Consider the following 19,309-nt stretch of genomic DNA (forward strand, 5'->3'; position numbering starts at 1 on the left):
TCCTTGTGCGACAGTCGTCATATCCAGTACGTACACCGGGCAGCGTCCGTGCCCGGTGGTAAAGTAGCACGCCTGTAAGGAACGCCAGGCCCAGGGAGGCACTCGACATGGCATGCCGGATCATCATAGCTGACGACCACCCGCTGTTTCGCGAAGCGATGGTGCGTACTGTCCAGCGCCTGTTGCCCGACGCCGATCTCGAAGAGGCTGGCGACATGGACAGCGTACTGGGCCTGATCGCCACCGGCGAAGCACCAGACACCCTGATCCTCGACCTGCGCTTCCCCGGGCTTACCTGCATCAGCCAGTTGGTCGAGCTGCGCCAGCAGCTGCGGCGCACCACCTTGATCGTGGTGTCGATGGTCGATGACGAAGAGTTGATCGGTGAGGTGATGGCCGCCGGCATCGACGGCTTTATCGGCAAGAACATCGCCCCCGACCAGATCGGTGAAGCCATCCTGGCCATTCGCGAAGGCGAAGTGCTGGTACGTTTTGCCCCGTCCGGGCTGCTGCCGCTCGATACCAGTGCCGTCGCCGCCGCCCTGACCGCGCGCCAGCAAGAGGTGTTGCGCCTGATCGCCCAGGGCAAGACCAACAAGGAAATCGCCCGCGAGCTGGATATCTCGCCGTTTACCGTGCGTATTCATGTGTCGTCGTTGCTGCGCACCCTCAACGTGCCGTCGCGGGCGGCGGCAGCGGTGAAGTATTCGGTCACCCCATAGGGGCCGGCTCGCCCCGCGATGAGGCCGGTACTGCAGCATGGCTCAACGCGGGGCAAATCCGCTCCTGCACAGTCGTATGCGAAATTATCCAGCCATCAACGCACCCAGCGCGACTCGCTGCTCTGCAATGCCGCGGCAATGGTGTCGAGGCGGTTGTCCGGCAGGGTCTCGGGCAGCAGATCGGTCCCGGCGCTGACGAACAGCTGCGCGTGGGCATTGCGCAGTTCGGCATAGGCCAGGTCGCGCTTGAGCTGGGTCTGCAGGTTGTTGAGCTCGCCCTGGATCAGTTCCAGCTCACCGATATTCTGCGTCTGATAGCGGTTGCGCAGTTGCTCGGCAATCTGCCCGTCCAGGCTTGCCAGCTCTTCGCTGGTACGGAACTGCCGGGTCGCCTCGTTGAAGTTGGCATTGGCCACATACAGTTGCGCCAGCACCGCCATCGACATTGCCTGGCGACGGGCTGCCGCTACATCCTCACCGGCCTTGGCAACCTTGATCGCAGCCGGTGCCGAGAGCACGTTGAACAGGTTCCAGGTGACCTTGACGCCGTAGTCCGCCCAGCTCTGATTGACCAGGAAGGAGTTGCTGTCGTAATGCCCGCCGGCGGAAAACTCCAGCCCCGGCAGCAAGCGCAGCATGGCCTTGCGGGTTTCTGCCGCGCTGATGCGTGCCTGGTAATCCTGCTCGCGCAGTTCCGGCCGGCTGGCCAGGGCCTGCTGCTCAAGCTTGGCGAAATCGCCTGTGAACTGCGGCAGCGCATAGCCGTCCTGCGGCGCCAGGCTGAAATCGGCGTTCAACGGCAGGTTGATCAAGGCCGCCAGTTCGGTCTTGGCCAGCGACAAGGCGCGGCGCTGCTCTTCCAGCTGGCGCGTCGCTTCGATCAGCGCACGCTGATAGCTGAGCACCTGCACCGGATCGCCCAGGCGCTGCTCGCTCATGTGCTGGCTGTTGTTGCGCGCCTCGGCGATGCGGCCCATGAGGCTGTCGATCTGCGACAGCAGACGCTGCGCCGCTACCGCGCGCCAGTAGGCCGAGCGTACATCCTGGGTGATGGTATGGATGACCTTGCGCCGACGCTCCTGAAGGATCAGGCGCTGGTCGGCCTGCTGCTTGGCGCTGACATAACTGACGCCGAAGTCGAGGACGTTCCAGACCATGGTCAGGTCGGCCACCTCACGATCGCGGTCCTGGGAGGTCGAGGGTTCCAGGGACTGGGTGCCGGTTCGCACACTCTGGCTGCTGGATGCACTGACATTGTTACGCCCGGCATAACCGGCTTCCAGTGCCATGCGCGGCAGCATATCGAAGCTCGCCAGGTCGACCTGGCGCTTGGCCAGCGCTTCTTCCATGACTTTCAGTCGCGCCTCAAGGTTGTATTTCACTGCCCGGGCCATCGCCTGATGCAAGGTCAATGGCCCCCGCAGCGGTTCCTGGTCCTTGAACATGGCGCTGAGATCGGTGCGTGCCCGGTCCTCACTGACCTGTCGGTCGATGGGCTGGCTGGTGACTGCACAGCCGCTGATAGCTAATGCCAAGACGCTGACCCCGAGCAACTTGTGGTTTTTTTTCATCCTTGGGCCGCCCCCTGGTACGGCTTGATCTTGAAAGTGTTGGTGCCGTACATCATGCCCGCGGTCCGATCTGTGTCGGTTGCGCCAGGGCCAGGGCCAACTCGCGTACAGGACGCTGGTCAGCCTCGTTCATTGCCTGCAGCTGCTGGCCCAGGGTCGGTGCCCCGGGGGCACCGCGGCCTTCGCCGCCGCGCCACTGCTTGCCATCGAAAACGCTCAACTCGGTCGCCTCTGACGGTATTTGCCGGGTGAAAATATCCGAGAAGCTGCTACTGCCAAACACCCCGCCATCGCCACCGCCAAAACCCAGGAACCCGGTGCCCGTGCCCTCGCCAGGATTGTTGCTGCTGGCAAAGACCTGGGCGATGAAGCTCGGTGCGCTGGCGCCGTTGTGTATGAAGAGGCTACCCAACGGGGCGATGCCGCTGCCCAGCGTGCGCACCTCGAACAACGGCGTCGGCAACAAGGGTGAGGTCGTCGGCTGCGTTGGCAGCAGCGGTACTTGTGGTTGCGCCAAGGTGCTCGGAGGCACGGTGCTCGGCTCGGGGACCTTGATCCGGTACTCCGGGTCGCCGGCATCCTGCGCATTGATGACATAGGCCGGGCCGGTCAGCGACACCGCCAAGGCGTTGCCGGCCTGGTCCTGAATCCCGCTTCCCAGCGCATTCAGGCGCAGGCCAAGGCTGCCCTGGCCGCTGATATTGGCCACACTGATGCGGTAGGTGCGGGCATCGACTTGCACCAGCGACTGCACGTTACCGCTGGCACTGCCGGTGCTCGCCACACTGAAATCGCCGGCGTCCACGCCGCTGACCGCTTCGTCGAAGGTCAGGGTGAAGCTCAGGGTCTGTTCCGCCGTCGGCGAAGGGCCATCGAGGGTGATCGTGCTTGGCCGCGGCGCCCGCGCGTCAATCAGCACCGCACCGGTACTGCCGATGTTGTTGAGTTCAGCCTTGAGGTCATTGCCAAGCGCATCGCGCAGGCTGCCACCGTTGAGCTCGATGAGCGAGCCGACACTGATGCCGTTGTTGCCCTGTTGGCCGCTGCTGACGGTCATGCGGAACACCAATGCCGTGCTGCCGGAGCCGGAGAGATAATCGGCATAGGCGACCTTGCCGTTGCCCAGGTTGATAGCCAGGCGCGGCAGCCCGTCAGCGGTATCGACCAGCACGGCTTCGTCCAGGTGCACGGTGAAATCCAGGGACTGACCGGCGACATAGGTACCGCTGGCCGGAACCTCCACCGCCGTCACCGAGGGGGCTACCCGATCGATGCTATAGACACTGCCTTGCAGGCCACCGCTGAGGTCGTTGCCGGCGAGGTCGACGATAGCGGTGCCGCTGTCTTTGAGATCAAGGCGCAGCGTACCGACCCCGGTGAGGCCGTCGACCAGTACGGTGTAGGTGCGGCCGTTGAGTTGGGTCACGCTGGCGATATGCCCGTTGGCCGTGCCGCTGAACATCAGTTCGAAGTCGGGGTTGTCGACGCCGCTGACGCTTTCATCGAAGGTCACGGTGTAACGGACCGAACTGCTGGCGACGGGGCTGACGTCGACCCGCACGATATCGGCCACCTGCGGCGCCACGGTATCCACCCGCACCGACGAGGTGCTGCCCAGGTTGTTGAGCGAAAGATTCAGGCTGTTGCCCGCCCCGTCGCGCACGGCCCCGCCGTTCAGGTCCAGGGTGCCCGCCACGCCAATGCCGTTGGCGTCGTTATTGCCCGCCTGCACGGTGTACTGGAACAGCAGCGCGCCAGTGCCGGAGCCTGACACATAGGTCGCGTGCCGGGTTACCCCGCCGATGTTCAGCAGCAGCCGTGGCGTGCCGGCGGAAGTATCGACGATCACCGCTTCACTGGTATTGACCGTGAAACTCAGCACATCACCGCTGTTGTACGCGCCGGCGGCCGGCACCGCGACCGTGGCCACGCTCGGCACGATGGCATCGACCAACACCCCGCTGGTGCTGGGCAGGCCGTTGAGGGGGGTACCGGCATCGTTGCCAAGCCCGTCGCGCAGAGTGGCGCCGTTGAGCTGGAGAGTGCCGGCGACGCTAATGCCATTGCTGTCCAGCTGCCCGCTGGCGACGGTCAGGCGGAACACCAGGGCGGTGCTGGCCGAGCCCGACACATAATTGGCATAGACGGTGCCGCCGGTATCCAGGGTTACGGCAATACGCGGTGTGCCCCCAGTCGTATCGACCACCACGGTTTCGTCGAGGTGGACGGTGAAGTCCAGGTTCTGTCCGGCAACGTAGCTGCCATTACCGGGTACATCGACATGGGTGATGCTCGGCGCGACCCGGTCAATGCTGTAGACAGCGCCAGCCAGGCCACCGCTCAGGCCGTTGCCGGCGGCATCGGCAATGCCGGTAGCGCTGCCATTGAGGTCCAGGCGCACGCTGCCCGCCCCGCTCAGGCCGTTGACCAGTACCGTGTAGGTATGGCCATCGACCTGGGTAACACTGGCGATGCTAGCGGCAGCGCTGCCGGTCAACACCAGGGTGAAATCGGCGACATCCACGCCGCTGACGTTTTCGTCGAACGTCACCGTGTAGCGCACCGAATCGGCAGCGCTCGGGCTGGCATCGACGCGCACGATACCGGTGGCTTGCGGGACAACGGTATCGACCAGCACCGAGGCTGTACTGCCCAGGTTGTTGAGCGTCAGCGTCAGCGGGTTGGCCGCCGCATCGCCCACGGTTGCGCCGTTCAGGTCCAGGCTGCCCGCCACGCTGATACCGTTGCTGTCGTTGTCGCCGGCCTGCACGGTGTACTGGAACAGCAACCCGTCGCTGCCGGAGCCTGACACATAGGTTGCATAACGGGTCACGCCACCAATGTCGAGCAGCAAGCGTGGCGTCCCCCCGCTGGTATCGACGCTCACCGCTTCACTGGTATTGACCGTAAAGCTCAGCACGTCGCCACTGTTATACGCGCCGGCGGCCGGCACCGCGACCGTGGCCACGCTTGGCACGATGGCATCGACCAATACGCCGCTGGTGCTGCCCACGCCGTTGAGCGTGGGCACTGCAGTGTTGCCGACGCTGTCACGCAAGGCCCCGCCGTTGCTGTCGATGGCACCGGCCACGCTGATACCGTTGCTGTCCAGTTGCCCGTTGGCGACGGTCAGGCGGAACACCAGGGCGCCGGTACCGGAACCGGACAGGTAGTTGGCGTAGACCGTGCCGCCGGTATCCAGGGTGATCGCCAGGCGTGGCGTACCGCCGCTGGTGTCGACCAGCATGTTCTCGCTGAAATTGACGGTGAAATCCAGGTGTTGGCCGGCGACATAGCTGCCATTGGCCGGCACGCCGACACTGGTGACTGTCGGCGCCACGCCATCGATGACGATGCTGTCCTGGCCGCCGATGGAGTTGGCGCCACCCACGGTGGGCAGGGTCAGCACCGCATCGTCGCTGTGCACGCTTTTGATCGTCGCGCCGTTGAGGCTCAACGCGCCGGTGGAGGTGTAATCCAGGTCGGCGCTCAGGTCGCCGGCCTGGACCACATAACTGAAGGTCAGGGTATTGCTGCCGGAGCCCGAAACATAGGACGCCAGGCGGTCGACCAGGCCGGTTTCCAGCAACAGGCTCGGCGCGCCGCCCGTGGTATCGACAACCACCGTCTGGTCGAAGGTGACGGTCACGTTGATGACGTCGCCCGCCTTGTAGCCGCCATTGGGGTTGCTGACCTGGACGTTGCTCACCAACGGATTGAGCGGGTTCACGTTCAGGTTGATGGTGTCGGTGTCGATCTGCGCGCCGCCGCTACCGTTAAAGCCCTGGTCGTTGCTGATGATCTGCAATGACGCCGGGCCGTTGAAGCCCGGGGTTGGGCTGAAGCTCAGGCCGTTGAGCGCGGCATTGATGCTGGCCAGGCTACCGGTGAAGATCATCGTCGCATCGGCTGACCCGTCACCGGTGGTGAAGCTCAGGCCGGCAATCCCGGAGAGCGTGATCAGACCGTTGTTGGCCACAAGCGTGACCTGCAGCGCACTGCTGCCGGCATCCACGTCACTGATGCTGATCAGGTTGCCGTTGCCGGCATTGAACACCAGCACGCTGTCCTGGGCGAAGGACTGGGTGCCTGGTACCGAGTTGAACGGCGCATCGTTGATTGCCGTCACCGCCAGGGTCAGCGTGGTGCTACTCGCCTCGGAGGTACCGGTACCGGAGTTGCCGGGGTCGATGCCGGTGTTGCCGCCGTCGTCGATGGCCACCGTCAGGGTGACGTTGGCGACCGAGTTGGCGGCGGTGAGGAAATTCACCTGGCTGGCGGCGATGAAGGCGTTGATATCGGCCAGGCCGCCCACCAGGGTCAGGCTGCCGGTGCCGGAACCGCTCACCGTAACACCGCTGCCGCTGGTTGCGTTCAGGCTGCCACTGGGCACCGAGAGGACGACCGTGACCGCGCCGCTGCCGGCGTCGACGTCGGTAAAGCTGATGCCGGTGATGGCGCCAGGCTGGTCCTCGTTCACGGCAATGCTGCCCGGCGCGCTGATACTCGGTGCGTCGTTGACCGCCGTGACCTGCAAGGTCGTGATGGTCGAGGCCGTGGCGCTGCTGGCGCTGTCGATGCTCACCATCAGGGTCACATTGGCAGTGGCGTTGCTGGCGGTGGTGAAGCTCAGGTTGCTGCCGGCAATGAAGGTGTTGATGTTGGCGATAGTGCCGGTCAGGGTACGGGCCGAGCCCGTGCCACCGACCACCACCCCGCCGCCACTGGTGGCCGACAAGGTACCGGAACCCACCGAGAAGGTTACCGTGGCCGTGCTTGAATCGGCATCGCTGAAGCTGATGCCGGTGACTGCGGTAGCCGTGTCTTCGCTGACCGACAGCGTCGCCGGGGCGCTGACCTGCGGCGTGTCATTGACCGCCGTGACGCTGACCGTCTTGGTCGCCACGGTGCTGTCCAGGCTGCCGTCGTTGATCTGGAAGCTGACCGTACGGTTAGCGGTGCTTGGCGCGTCGGACAGGTTGGTGTAGTTCACCGCGCGCAGCGCCGCCTGCCATTGCGCCAGCGTGGCCGAGGCCCCTGCCGAGGTCAGGGTCAGCTCGCCGGTGGCAACGTTGTAGCTGGCGGAGATATTGCCCATGGTCGCCGGGTTGTTGCTAAACGCCAGGCGGTCCTCGGCGGTCTGCAGGTTGCCGGTGATGCTTACCGTGGCGCTGGCCAGGGTGGCGTTGTCGGAATCCGCCAGCGTCAACCCGCTGTCGATGACCACCGGGGTCGAGACGACATTATTGCCTTCGCTGAACGCGGTGGTGCCGCCGCTGGTGGTGACCTGCGGGGCATCGTTGACTGCGGTGACGGTCACACTGGCCGTGTCGCTGGCGACCGAAAAGGCGCCGGTACCACCGGACGGCGCGGTGTCCACCTTGGTGCCCTGCTGCCCTGCCGTCAGGCCGGACTGGTCCCAGGCCCGGTAGGTCAGGGTGGCCGTGGTGCCATTGGCACCGTCCGGGACGAAACGAACCTTGTCGGTGGCCCGCAATAGCAGTGCGCTGTTGGCTGCCACGCTACCGACGGCGTTCCAGGTGCTGCCGTCGAGGCTGTACTGCCAGGTGCCGTTGCCGCTGGTGAGCCCGGTGATGGCGATACCCTGCAGCGCGCCGCTGTCGACATCGCTGATGCTGGCCCCGACCACGCTGGCAACCGTCTGCCCGGCGTTGTTGATCGCACCGTCGCTCAACGGCGTGAGCGACGGTGCGGCCGGGGTCAGCACCGGTGCATCGTTGAGTGTGGTGACGCTCAGCGTGGCCTGGGCGATACCGCTGGAAAACGCGAGGCTGCCACCATTGCTGCTGGTGTCGGCGGTATTGCGGGTGCTGTTGGTCGACGCCGTGCCGCTGCTCCGGTCCCAGGCGCGGAACGACAGGCTGACGTTCTCGCCATTGCCCTGGTCGGGCACATAGCGCAGGTAGCTGCTGCTCGACAGCAGCAAGGCGGCATTGCCCGCGACTGCGCCCACCGCGTTCCAGGTCAGGCCATCGGTGGAGTACTGCCAGGTGCCGTTGCCGCTGCTGCCGGTCAGGGCAATTCCGGACAGCGCACCGGCATCGTCATCTGCATAGGTCAGCCCGCCGAGGATGGTCGAGACCAGCACGCCGGAGGTCGTTGTGTTCTCGTCGGTGCCGGGCAGTGCGTACGGCCCGCCGGACAGCGTCGGCGCATCGTTGACCGCCACCACCGTCACTGTGCTGGCGATCGCCAGCACCTGGGTGTCGACGCCGCCATTGCTGGTGCCGCCGGTGTCGCGGATGCTGGTCAGGGTCACCACCCGGCTGGTGGTGTCAGGGGTCTGGCTGCTGTTGCGGTAGGCCAGGCCGTCGACCAGGGTCTGAGTCGCCGCCGTGGTGATACCGCCAACCTTGCTCAGGGTCACGGTAGCGGTGCTGCCGGTAATGTTCACCAGGTAGCTCATGCTATTGCCGGCGGTGGTGCCGGTCGTGCCGTTGAGCAGGACAATGGTGGTGCCGTCGACCACCAGCAGCTCGTCGCTGCCATTGCCCAGGTTGCCGACCGTGAGGATCAACTGGTCGATATTCTGCCCCGCCTCCAGCGCACTGACGGTGACGCCGCTGAACAGGTCCGCCGCGCCACCGCCCTCGGTAAAGGTCGGGTTGTTCGGCGTCGCCACTACCGTCGGCGCATCGTTGATCGCGGTGATGGCGACGGTGACGTTGGCGTTGCTGCTGGTACCGCCGTCGCCATCGTTGACGGTGACGCGCACGGTCCGGCTGGCGCTGGCGATGTCACCGGTATTGCTGTTGCTGTAGGTCAGGTTGCGCAGCAGCGCTTCGACGACGGCGGGCGTCGCGCTGGCGTTGAGGCTGATGACCAGGTTGCTGCCCCCGGTGCCGCCGGCCCAGGTGCCGATGGTCACGCCGGCATAGGTGATGTTGCTGCCCGATACGCCGATCTGGCCGGCACCCGAGCCCTGGTTGTGGACACTGAGCACGTCCTCCCCCGCCACGCCGTTGGCGACGATCGCTACGGTGACGTTGCCGCCGTTGAAGTCCGCCGAATCGGCATCGCTGAGGGTGGCATTGCTACCAGCATCGATCAGCACCGCAGTGCCGCCTTCGTTGAAACCGACCGAATCGCCATTGAGGTTGCCGACCACCGGCACGGCATTGCTGAGGGTGGTGAAGTTCAGCGTGGTGTTGTTCTTGATGCCCTTGAAAATCGCGCCATCGAGGTCGGCGAAGGTCTTGCTGTCGAAGCGAATGGCGTAGCCGGTCCCCATCGCCAGGGTGATCGACGGGTCGATGGTCCAGGTCGAGCCGGAACCGGTGATCTGCCCACTGCCGACTGCAATGGTTTCGACAATGGCGTTGTCGGAGGTGCGCACGATATAGAGGTTGCCGCTGCCCTTGACCACACTTTCGTTGAAGGTCAGCACGATGTTGGCCGTGGGCGAAACGTTCACCCCGTTGTCGCTCGGGGTGGAGCTGACCACGATGGGCGGGCGGTCGTTCTGAATGACGTAGGTGCCGGTGGAGGTGTTGATCCCGGCATACAGGTCGACGTCACCGTCGCCGTCGAAATCGGCGACCCGGTAGTTGGTGCCGCTGGTGTCGGTCAGGCTCACGCCGGCAAACGGCGAAGCGGCCTGGGCCATGATGCTGAACGTGCCGTCGCCATTGCTGCGCGCATACTGCCAGGCCGTGCCGTTGCCGCCGGTCTGGTAGAGGATGTCGGTATCGCCGTCGCTGTCGAAGTCGCCCACCACCAGGCGCGCACCAAAGACCGGTGCCGGGAAGGTGGCGCTCGACTGGCTGCTGAAGCTGCCGCCGTCGTTGCGGTAGTAGTTGCCGGTGGCGCCGTTGACCCCGGTGAGGATGTCCAGATCACCGTCACCGTCGAAATCGCCGACCCGGTAGGCGTTGCTGTTGTGGTCGGCGAAGCTCAGGCCGGCAAACGGCGAAACGGCCTGGGCCATGTGGGTGAAGGTAGCGTTGCCATTGTTGAGCGCATACTGCCACGCCGAGCCATTGCCGCCGGTCTGGTAGAGGATGTCGGCGTCGCCGTCGTTGTCGTAGTCGCCCACTACCATGCGCACGGCGAAACTCAGCGACGGAAAGGTGGCGTTCGATTGGCTGCTGAAACTGCCACCGTCGTTGCGAAAGTAGTTGCCTTGGCCGCCGTTCACCCCGACCAGCAGGTCGATATCGCCATCGCCGTCAAAATCCTCGGCGAACACGTTGTTACCCGCGGTGTCGCCCAGGCTCAGGCCGGCAAAGGGCGAGGCGGCCTGGGCCAGGAGGGTAAAGGTGCCGTCGCCGTTGCTGCGCGCATACTGCCAGGCCGTACCGTTGCCGCCGGTCTGGTAGAGGATGTCGGCATCGCCATCACCGTCAAAATCGCCCGCCACGGTACGCACACCGAACAGCGGCGCCGGAAAGGTAGCGGTAGAACCGGAGCTGAAGCTGGTGGCCAGCAGGCTCTGGTAGCCGCTCAACTGGGTGCCCAGGGAGGCGCTTTGCAGCACCCCGCTGCTGCGCTCCAGGGTCCAGTTGCCGCCCAGGGCCTGGGCCCCGGTGTCATCGACGGAGGCCGCGATATCGGCGCCGGTCAACGCCGCCAGCTGATCGACGAACGCCTGGCCGGCGCTGTCCTTGCCGACGCGACAGCCATACAGCATCAGGTCGCCATCGGCCTTGAGCGCCGAGCCGATGCCTTGCAGGGCTGCGCTGTGCTCGGCCAGGTTGCTGCTGTCGAGCCAGACATTGCCGAGCTGTACGGTGCCCGATGCCCCGTGGGACAGCAGGTGGATGGTATCCAGGCCGTCGCGCCCTTTCAGGTAGTCGGCCATCTGTTGCAGGCCGTCCTTGCTCGGGTCGAGGATTACCACCTCGGTGCCGGCAGGCAGGCCGTTGATTAACTGTTGCGAGTCCTTGACCTGGCCATCGACGAACACCACTTCGTGGCGTTGTCCGGCCTGTTGGCTGCCAATGTCGGCGGAGGCCGGCGCAGCCTGTGCGTTGTGCTCGGCAGAAGCGCTGTCCTTGGCCGGCTCGGCTGTCGCCTCGGCCACGGCCTCCTGGGCAACGACCGCCACGGAGGCATCGAACATGATCCGCGGCTCCAGGGCGAACAGCAATGGTGCCTGGCCGCTGCCCGCAAGTGGCGTGGATTGCTGCGCCGCCTGACGCTTGAATCGCTCGATGAACTTCATGCCCCGCCTCCTGCTGTGCAACCGCCCTGCCCACAGGCAGCAAACGGTGGAAAGTGGCGGCGGCCCAGCGGGGCCGCCACCGAACTGCGCTGATCAGCTACGCGTAGGGAAGGTGCCTTCTAGCGCAATGATGTAGGTGACGCCCAGGTACGGATTACGGTTGCCGAATGGCTGGCCGCCGCCGGCCAGGCTCAGCGAGTTGGGGGCCAGGGTCACCGCACCGGTCATGTCGCTACCGTAGATGTTCACGGTGTTGCCGGCGGTATCGGCCGCGCGCGCCAGGTACAACGATTCGCTGCCCACGTCGCTGCTGCCGCCAACCGTCGAGATCACCTGCGCATGGCCGTGACTCGGCAGCTGGTTGTAGGTCAAGGCAATGTTCTCGACCCCGCCCACCTCGCCCAGATCGATATCGCTCAGGCCCGGTCCCTGCCCGGTTCCAATCGGGCTACGCCCGCGCAGGTCCGGCAGGCCGAAGGTGTTCTGGCCATTGCCGCCGTAGATCGTGCCAAGGATCGAGAACAGCGCCGCGTTCTGCGCGATAGGCAGGATCTGGGCCTGACAGAGGGCATATCCGCGAGGCGCGAAATTGCCGCCGAACATCTTGATTTCACCGAGAAATGGTTCGCTCATCGGGCATTTCCTTACGTTGCGTTGTTGGAATCTCGGGCCTAGCCGCAGACCGCCTGGGGCGGTGCTTGGCATTCGCGATGGATCACCACTTCGAGGGTGTGGCGCCCGTCTGCCTCAGGCAGTGTCGGGGTCATCAGCAACACCCACTGCTGCCCCGCCGGGCCACCCAGGCGATACACCGCCTGGGGCAGCCGCACGGCGGGAGGCAAGGCAAAAACCGCGCTATAGCATTCATAACGCGCGCTCATCGGCGTACCGTCGAGCACTTGCAGCAACGTCAGCGGCAGCGCCTGGTCCGCGGCGAGCCAGAGTACGAAACCCTGCACGGGTGCCTGGGCCAGTTCGTCGCGGCTGGGGATGAGGTAGAGATTCTGTTCGCTCATGAGGCAATCCTGTCGGCGCACACCGGTGCCTGGCGGCGCATGCGCAGATAGACACCGGAAGTATTGATGGCCTCAAAACCGAACCGGGCATACAAGCGCAGCGCCGGGTTGTAGGGCTCGACCGACAACTCGACGGCCAGCCCGCGTTCATCGGCGCGCTGGAGCAGGTCCGTGAGCAAGCGGGTACCAAGCCCCTGGCCGCGGCAAGCCGGCAGCAGGGCGATATCGATGAGGTTGAGGGTGGTCTGGCCCCAGAACAGGTACAAGCGGCCGATGGGCTGCCCGTCTTGTTCGATGAGGTAGAATTCGGCGTCGTGAAAATGTACTTGATAGTACTGGTGCTGAGCCTGGAACTGCTGGTCGAGAAAGACCGCAATGGCCTCGGCAGACCAGCCGCTAGGGGCCATTTCCTCGCTGCGAGTGCTGGCGTAGAGCATCCGCAGGAAATCCAGGTCGGCAGCTTCCATCCCTCGAAGGGACACCGCGAACTTCATCATGAACGCAAACTTCCCTGTTTGGTTGGAACGCTTGGACCTGGAGCAAAATGATCGGCTGATCAGTGTGGCATTAAACTGATGGCAGATTAGTCCAATTGTTGAACAATCGCACGCTTAAAATCCACTTTCCCTTACACCTAGTGCGGCTACTCGTCGCCAGGCCGTCGCCACCAGCGATTCGCCACTACCTTCAAGCACCACAAGGCCACGGACAGGCTGTGAAACACCTGTTTGCGCGCCGTCTTGTAGGGTAAACCGCACCCCGTATTGCGCCTGCAATGGCTGGGCGCGGTTGTCCTCATCGCGGCGCACGGCAATTGGTCCCCGATGCTCGGAAACCAGCGCTTCCTGGTCAATATAGGCGACTCCGGTGGTGTCGATATCATCCAGCTGCACTTTCAGCGAGGCGCGCAACGGGTCGTCTGCGACAAAGCGCCCGGGCGCACCGGGCTGAACCCGCCACAGATCGGCTTCGGCCAGGTAGCCGCGCAGGCGCGTGCCCTGCTCCACCACTTCGGCCAGGGGCAAGCGCGCCGCCACCCAGCGGCCCGGCCCCAGATCGCCGAGCAGATCGCGCACGATCCCGGCATGCGGTGCGCGCAGCTTCAGCCGTTCACGTTGGGCGACAAAGCCGCGGTACTCGGCAACAGCCTCGGCCAGGCGCTGCTCAAGGATGCCACTGTCGCCAGCGGTTTCGCTGCGCCCGGCCTGACGACGCAACTGCAACTGCAGAATCTCGATTTCGCGGCGAATGATGCGCAGGCGCGAATCCAGGTCCGGGGACTCCAGCTCCACCAGCAGCTCATCCTTCGCCACGCGCTGGCCGTCATGCACCCGCACCTGGCGGATACGCGCCGCCGTCGGCGCATGCAACGCGCTGCTGCGCGATGCCTCGAGCATCGCCGGTGCTTCGACGTCACTGCGCCAGGGCACCAGCAACACCGCCAGCAATGCCAGAAGCCCCAGCCCTAGCAGCATCACCCGCCTGGGTTGGGCCTGCTCACGCTGTTGCCACCAGTGCCGGCCTTCGCGCCAGACCGGCAAACCGATAAACCAGACCAGCTCCACCAGCATCAGGAAAATACCCAACACCTTGAAGAACAGGTGATAGACCGCCAAAGCGATGCCAAAGAACAGCACGGCCCGCCATAGCCACGAGGCATAGCCCCAGACCAGCAGGCGCCGACGCATGCCGGCCGACCAGGGTTCGGGGGCCGGCTCGCGATAGCCGAACAGTGCCTCGCGCAGATGCCAGCGGCACAGGGCGTAGGCCCGGCCCTGCAGGTTGTCCACCGCCCACAGGTCACTGAGCAGGAAGTATCCGTCAAAGCGCATCAACGGGTTGAGGTTGATTGCCAGGGTGGTAAGCCAGGTGGCGGTGGCCAGCATGAAGGCCGCCGTGCGCCCTGCGCCGTCCGGCAGCAACGACCAGGCCAGCAAGGCAATGCAGGCCAGCAGCAGCTCGGCAAGAACTCCGCCGGCGCCGATCAGCAGCCGGGTGCGGCGATCCTCCACGCGCCAGGCATCGCTGACGTCGGTATACAGCATCGGTAACAGCACCATGAACGCCAGGCCCATGCTCGGCACCCGGCAGCCGGCGCGTTTGGCCATGTAGGCGTGACCGAACTCGTGACACAGCTTGGCGAAACCCAGGGCGATGGCGAAGGCGATCACGCCGCCGAGGCTGAGCAGGTGCGGAAAGGTCGCCAGAAAGCGCTCCCAGTCACGCATCACCAGCAAGACCCCCAGCCCCAGTACCAGCGGCAGGCCATAGCGCAGAAGCCTGGGCCCGAAGCGCGCCAGCCACGGCCAGGTGCGATTGAGGAAGGCATCCGGGCGCCAGAGCGGAATGCGGAAAAACAGGTACTTGTGCAGCAGCTGGGTCCAGATCCCCTGGCGCTGGTTCGCGGCCTTGAGCGCGTAGCTGCCGCGTTGTTCATCATCGCCGGGCGTGACCAGGTCGTGGCCACGCAAGAAGCGCAGCAATTCTTCCACGGCCGCCGCCGGCAACGGCACCCCCGCTTCGCTATTGGCGGCGGCCAGGACCTGTGCCGGGTCGCCCAGTGCCCAGTGGCGCAACAGGCGCATTGCCGGCGCACCGAGCTTGAAATAGCGCCCGCGCAACGGGTCGGCCAGGGTCCATTGTGGCGCGCCGTCCAGCCCCGCTGAGCTGGCCGAGAGCTGCAGGTCCGGGCGCAGGGCGGGCAGGCTCACACCCCCACCGCCTGGCGCAGCGCCGCCAACGGTCGGCGCAACAGGTACAGGGCCAGCGGGGCGCGCTGACCGAAGACCTTGGCCGTGCCACGCAAGCCGATCCGCGGTGGCCCGGCACTGAAGCGTGCGTCCAGCCGGTAGGCCAGCTGCCCCGCCGGCGTGGTCTGGGCCTGATAGGCGGCGCGTTCAAGCTGTGCACTATGACGATGCAACGGATCGCTATCGAGAAACAGCGCCACCTCGGCGCCCGGTGCAAGGTCGATGGCATCGGCAACGGGCAATTCGATACGCAGTTCGGCCTCGGCCGGGTCGGCGATTTCCAGCAGGCGTTCACCGGTTTGCACCGGTTTGCCGGTTAAGCGCTGGGCGTCTGCAAAAACTGCGATGCCCTCGCGTTCGGCACGCACTTCAGTGCGCGCCAGCAGATCGCGGGCGTAGTCGTATTCAGCGCGTTTCTGTTCGACCCGTGCGGCCAGCAGGTCAAGCCGGGCACCGGATTCGGCATCGGAGAAGGCCCGCTGGGTATTGGCCTTGAGTTCGGCCTCGGCGACGCCGAGGGTGCGTTCAGCCACATCCGCCTGCGCCTTGAGGCTGGTGGCGTCAAAGCGCAGCAACAGCTGGCCGATGGTCACGCGCTGGTTGGGTTTGACCAGGAACTCGGCGATCACCCCATCCAGTGGCGCCGCCACCACCTGGCCGTTGCGCGGCACGACTTCGGCCGGCGCCAGCACCGACTGGCGCACAGGCACGAACAGCAACAGCAGCACGATGCTGGCAAGCGCCCAGCGGGTCCGTAGCGGCCAGCGCAGGCGCCACGGCTTGCCAGGCTGCAAGGCCCGCCAGGCATGGCTGTAGCAATCCCCCAACTGCACCAGCAGTGCTTGTTCAGCCTCGCTCCAGGGCGTGTCGCGGGCCAGCCAGAGGCCGCCGAACACTTCACCTCGACGGTCCTTGAGCGGTAGCCAGAACGCTTCGGCCGCCGACAGTGCCTGCCAGTCCTCGCGGCTGGCGGCATCCAGCGCCTGGGCGCGCACCGGCGCGGCATTGGCCAAGTGCTTAGCGGCTTCCAGGCAGCCGACCGCACGCTCGATGAACGCCACGAACGGCGCATTGGGTTCGACCACACTGATGCCGGTGAGCGCCCGGACCTTGCCAGCGATCAGCAACACGGCATGGCGGTAGCCGAACAATGCCTGGCCATCGTTGACCATGGCGAAAGCCAGGGCCTCGACCGTGGCAGCGGCCCGGGCCTGGCGCTCCAGGCCCAGGTAATGGGCCAGCAGTTGTTCGAGCACACCCGGGACGGGGGCGTTCATGGCTGGTCGGCAAAATGCGCGGTACCGCTCATTCCCGCCAGCAAGCCCGGGCTGTTGGCCGGCAGCGTGCCGATCAACAACAAGGTCTGGCTGCCTTCATCAATCCGAGCGCCGAGGCGCTTGACCGAGGCATCGAGGGGTTTGCCGGTTTCGTCGGGGGTAAAGCTGAACTTCTGCTCCGGCTTGAGCCGCCCCAGCCAGCGCGAGGGCACCAACAGGTGGACTTCCAGGGAACGGTTGTCGACGATCTCCAGCAGTGGCGTGCCACTGGCGACACTTTCATGGGCCTGGACCTTGCGGGCGACCACCTGCCCATCGAAAGGGGCCTTGACCTGGCAACGCTGAACCTGCACCTGGTACACCTGGGCTTCAGCCTGAGCCTGGGCCTGGCGGGCCTCGGCCAGGGCCACCTCGAAACGCCCTACTGAATTGAGCGCAGCCAGTTGCTGCTTGTTGCGCAGCTCTTCACGGGTGGCTCGCACCGCAGCACCGGCAGCACTCTGTTGCGCCTGGTAGGCGCTGCAGTCGAAGCGCACCAGCACATCGCCCTTATTGAACGATTGGCCTTCGGCATAGGGTATTTCCACCACCCGCCCGGCCAGTTCACTGGCCAACAGCGCCTGGGAGCGCGCCCGCAACACGCCACGGACCTCGCTGGCGGTGGAGGTAGCACCTTCGAGCAACGGGTCAGGGTCCGTTGCGGCCTGAGCCCATCCGCTGGCCATCACCAGCACCATCCACCACGCTGATCGCTTCATGTTGCTGCATCCTTGCGGTTATGGCCGGATGCTATCAATCTTTTCGGCCATCCGGAAGTCGGATGCCGGTCCATCCGGCTGGACTGCATGACCCTTCCCACCCCGACCAAGTGATCTTGAAATGCCACTTTGCTCTGCTAGCGTTAGCAGCGCACCAGCGCATCCCCGCGTTCGCGGGATGCAACTGCGGTACAAGGACGATAGACCCTCTGCCAACAATGATTGGAGGCAACTATGAGCGCAGTCACCAGTTCGACCAATTTCGGTCATGGCTACCCCACCCCCGGCCCACAAACACCCAACGCACAGAAGGTGCTGGACCATGTGTTCTTTCTCTCCGAGTCCGCCTGGAAACAGGTCCGCGAAGAGGAGCAGTTCGACTTCATCATTATCGGTACCGGCTTCTGCTCCCTGGCCTTCGCCGAGCGGATCCTGAGCAGCAACCCCAAGGCGCGGATCCTGATGGTCGAACGCGGGCCGTTCTTCCTCCCCGAGCACTTCCAGAACCTGCCGATCCCCTACCAGAAAACCCTCGGTGGCTTTTCCGAAACCTTCCCCTGGACCCTCTCGGCCCGCACCGCCAACCAGCCACCGGGCAACATCGGCTGGCAGCACGGCATGGTGCCGTTCTTTGGCGGGCGCAGCATCATGTGGAGTGCCTGGTGCCCACGGCCAACCAAAGATGAAATGGCCTTCTGGCCCGAGCAGACCATCGCTGCCGCCGAGGCCCGCTTCGAGTCGGCCGAGAGGCTGCTCAACGTGATCCCGGCCGACAAGATCGACACCCAGCTCGACCCGCAGGTGCGCGCCCATATAACCGAGCAGCGCCCGGTCTACGGCACCCTGCAGCTTGAGTTGCAGAATATGCTCGAGCACAACATCGGCAAGATCGACTCGGCCACGCGCTGGCTACCGGCGCCACTCGCCGCCGCTGCCGACCGTGCTGGCGGCGTTGACTTCGCCAAGTTTTCGACCCCGGCCTCGATCATGGAACTGGCGGGCAAACAGGCCGACCTTGCCGCCGCCGGCACCGGCAGCCCGCTGCGCATCATTACCGAGTGCATTGTCGAACGTATCCACCAGCAGGATGGCGTGGCCACTGCGCTGCAAACCTCGCGCGGGGTGGTCAACATCGGCAATGCCAAGCTGATCCTGGCCATGGGCACCCTGCCGCCGGCGACCTTGCTGATGAACTCGTTCCCGCAGGTCAAGCGTGCTGGCGATCGCTTTACCGCGCACTTCATCACCTCGGTGGTGGCGCGGGTGCCGCGCAAGGACTACCCGTTCGCCGCCAAGCTGGCCGAGCTGGAACTGGCGGCGATCTACCTGGCCGGCAAGAACCAGGACAACGGCATGCAGTACCACGTGCAACTGTCGGTGCTGTCTGACCGCGAGCCTGCAAAGAACGCGCAGAAAGCCGCGCGCTACATGCCTGACGTGGTGGCCACCGCATCCATGGCGCAACTGGAATCGTCGAAGGATTACCTGGTGTTCGTTTGCGCCGTGCTCGGCGAGATCGACTTCCGCAACCCGGAAAACCACTTCCACCTCAACGGCCAGGCCGACCCCACCACCAACGTCAACCTGCAGGTGCTGGCCAGCGAAACCGACCGGCAAACCTGGGACACCATGGATCAAGGGACCTTCCAGATGATGGAGCGGGTGTTTGCCCCCGAGGGCAAGGTCGAATACTGGCATGGCGACCCGAACCTGGGCCATTGGACCAGCGAGCGGCCAAGCATTCCCGAGCGCCGGGTGGCCGGGCTGGTGCACGAAGGCTCGACGCTGTGGATTGGCGACAAGGACGAAGGCGTCGTTGGCCTGGATTACCGTCCCCATGGCGTGGAAAACGTCTACGTCACCGGCGGCGCGCTGTGGCCGGCCAGCGGTTCGTGGAACCCGACCATGACCATGGTGGCCCTGGCCCAGGACCTGGCTGACCAACAACTGCACTGCATCAATGCCGTCCAGCCGCTAACCTCGGACCTGACCGAAGTCTGACAGTAGGAGCGGGCTTGCCCCGCGATGAGG

At 65.1% G+C, this 19,309-nt stretch carries 10 protein-coding genes; 2 read left to right on the forward strand and 8 right to left on the reverse strand.

Annotated elements, in window-relative coordinates; translation table 11 throughout:
* The first annotated feature begins 107 nt into the window (after positions 1-107).
* A complete protein-coding gene (locus LOY45_RS13495; RefSeq protein WP_258577807.1) occupies positions 108-722 on the forward strand; it encodes a LuxR C-terminal-related transcriptional regulator in 615 nt (204 codons plus the stop codon).
* Positions 723-817: 95 nt separating this feature from the next.
* Here LOY45_RS13495 and LOY45_RS13500 read toward each other — a convergent pair whose 3' ends face one another.
* From LOY45_RS13500 to LOY45_RS13535, 8 genes are all read right to left on the reverse strand, one after another.
* Positions 818-2,293, reverse strand: coding sequence for a TolC family protein (locus LOY45_RS13500; RefSeq protein ID WP_258577808.1), 1,476 nt, complete (start codon positions 2,291-2,293; stop codon positions 818-820).
* 52 nt (positions 2,294-2,345) lie between these two features.
* Entirely contained in the window at positions 2,346-11,477 is a 9,132-nt protein-coding gene (locus LOY45_RS13505; RefSeq protein WP_258577809.1) for a DUF4347 domain-containing protein, read from the reverse strand.
* A gap of 93 nt (positions 11,478-11,570) precedes the next feature.
* The gene (locus LOY45_RS13510; RefSeq protein WP_115086655.1) at positions 11,571-12,110 is read right to left on the reverse strand and encodes a phage tail protein; all 540 of its coding nucleotides are present in this window, start codon (positions 12,108-12,110) and stop codon (positions 11,571-11,573) included.
* A 38-nt stretch (positions 12,111-12,148) separates the two neighbouring features.
* On the reverse strand, positions 12,149-12,493 hold the full coding sequence (locus LOY45_RS13515) for a DUF6916 family protein (RefSeq protein WP_115086656.1): 345 nt from the start codon (positions 12,491-12,493) through the stop codon (positions 12,149-12,151).
* Positions 12,490-12,990 carry a GNAT family N-acetyltransferase gene (locus LOY45_RS13520; protein WP_134064681.1) on the reverse strand — a complete coding sequence of 167 codons (501 nt, stop codon included), beginning with the start codon at positions 12,988-12,990 and terminating at the stop codon, positions 12,490-12,492. The genes LOY45_RS13515 and LOY45_RS13520 overlap by 4 nt, the downstream gene beginning before the upstream one ends.
* A gap of 114 nt (positions 12,991-13,104) precedes the next feature.
* Positions 13,105-15,204, reverse strand: a complete 2,100-nt coding sequence (locus LOY45_RS13525; RefSeq protein ID WP_258577810.1) for a site-2 protease family protein — start codon at positions 15,202-15,204, stop codon at positions 13,105-13,107.
* On the reverse strand, positions 15,201-16,520 hold the full coding sequence (locus LOY45_RS13530) for an efflux RND transporter periplasmic adaptor subunit (protein WP_115086659.1): 1,320 nt from the start codon (positions 16,518-16,520) through the stop codon (positions 15,201-15,203). Before LOY45_RS13530 ends, LOY45_RS13525 begins: the two co-directional genes overlap by 4 nt.
* Positions 16,517-17,257, reverse strand: coding sequence for an efflux RND transporter periplasmic adaptor subunit (locus tag LOY45_RS13535; RefSeq protein WP_415842516.1), 741 nt, complete (start codon positions 17,255-17,257; stop codon positions 16,517-16,519). The genes LOY45_RS13530 and LOY45_RS13535 overlap by 4 nt, the downstream gene beginning before the upstream one ends.
* 255 nt (positions 17,258-17,512) lie before the next feature.
* Between LOY45_RS13535 and LOY45_RS13540 the strand changes: the two genes are divergently transcribed.
* Positions 17,513-19,279, forward strand: a complete 1,767-nt coding sequence (locus LOY45_RS13540; RefSeq protein ID WP_258577811.1) for a GMC oxidoreductase — start codon at positions 17,513-17,515, stop codon at positions 19,277-19,279.
* The last annotated feature ends 30 nt before the right edge of the window (positions 19,280-19,309 follow it).

Origin of the sequence: Pseudomonas wadenswilerensis (assembly GCF_024749185.1) — a bacterium.
In the GTDB taxonomy this organism is placed as follows: Bacteria; Pseudomonadota; Gammaproteobacteria; order Pseudomonadales; family Pseudomonadaceae; genus Aquipseudomonas; species Aquipseudomonas wadenswilerensis.